Genomic DNA, 1,245 nt, shown 5'->3' on the forward strand with positions numbered 1-1,245 from the left:
CAGGGCAAGATCGTGAATATATTTTAACCGTTTTGAGCTAAATTTGACGGACGGCATCGATTATGATCTTATGCTCTCTTTTTCTTATAGAGAGCATAAGAGCATGTACCTTGAAGCCTTCACATCACATTTCAACTCGATTGCTGACAGCCGACAATCTGCCAAAGTGACTTACCCGTTACATGATGTATTGTTCGTCACTCTGTGTGGTGTGATTGCTGGCGCCGAAGGTTGGTCTGAGATCCACGATTATGCTGTCGGGCACCATAATTGGTTTAAAGAAAAGGGAATTCTGACCGAAGGTGTCCCTGTCGATGACACCATTGCACGTATTATCTCTCGTATCGAGCCGGAACAGTTCCGACTGTGCTTCGCCAATTGGATGCGAGCCGTCCATGAGATGAGTGATGGTAATCTTATTGCTATCGATGGTAAAACGCTTCGAGCCTCATACAACCGTGAAGATCGGCGCTCAACCATTCATATGGTCAATGCGTTTGCCTGTGCCAATAAAGTGGTACTGGGGCAAGTAAAAACTGACAATAAATCCAATGAGATAACCGCAATCCCAGAGTTGCTCCAGTTGTTAGATGTGGAAGGAGCACTGGTATCAATCGACGCCATGGGTTGCCAGACAGAGATTGCAACGCAGATTGTAAATCAAGGAGGGGACTATCTACTTGCAGTGAAGGCGAACCAAGGTTGCTTGCATGAGGCAATCATTTCTGCTTTCAGTGAAGCGCGAAGCAATCCTCTTGATGGACTCATTATCGAGAAAAATAGGGGCCGTATCGAGGCAAGAGCCTACTATGTAATGCCTGCAAACCAGCTCCAAGATAATTTTCCTAAGTGGATGAAATTGAAAACATTAGGAATGTGTTTGAGTTATCGGCATACAAAAGGGAAAGAAGCAGAGCTGACCTACCGTTACTATATCAGTTCAGCCACACTCGATGAGCAACAGTTAGCCGATTCAGTTCGTGGCCATTGGGGTATTGAAAACAGCTTACACTGGGTGCTAGATGTCTCAATGAAAGAAGATAGTTGCCAGATTTACCAACATCATGGGGCAGAAAATTGGGCCATGCTTAGGCAAATATCACTCAATATGCTTAGGGCAGAACCTTCTAAGGGAAGCATTCCGGCGAAACAGAAAAGAGCTTGGATGAAACCTGAATATCTAGAATCGGTTTTATTAGCAGGATTGCAGTTGGGCGAATTTTAAACATTCATGCGGTTGCCCTG

General features: G+C 44.8%; 1 protein-coding gene. It reads left to right on the forward strand.

Annotated features, from left to right (window positions below; genetic code table 11):
• Window positions 1-103 precede the first annotated feature (103 nt).
• Window positions 104-1,225, forward strand: a complete 1,122-nt coding sequence (locus L5M29_RS23600; RefSeq protein WP_259484475.1) for an ISAs1 family transposase — start codon at window positions 104-106, stop codon at window positions 1,223-1,225.
• The last annotated feature ends 20 nt before the right edge of the window (window positions 1,226-1,245 follow it).

The sequence above is a fragment of the Shewanella sp. SM95 genome, assembly GCF_025653595.1.
Taxonomy (GTDB): Bacteria; Pseudomonadota; Gammaproteobacteria; order Enterobacterales; family Shewanellaceae; genus Shewanella; species Shewanella oncorhynchi.

Excerpts from the sequence above, each read along its gene's own strand:
- L5M29_RS23600 (WP_259484475.1), top strand. The coding sequence starts at position 104 with ATGTACCTTGAAGCCTTCACATCACATTTCAACTCGATTGCTGACAGC.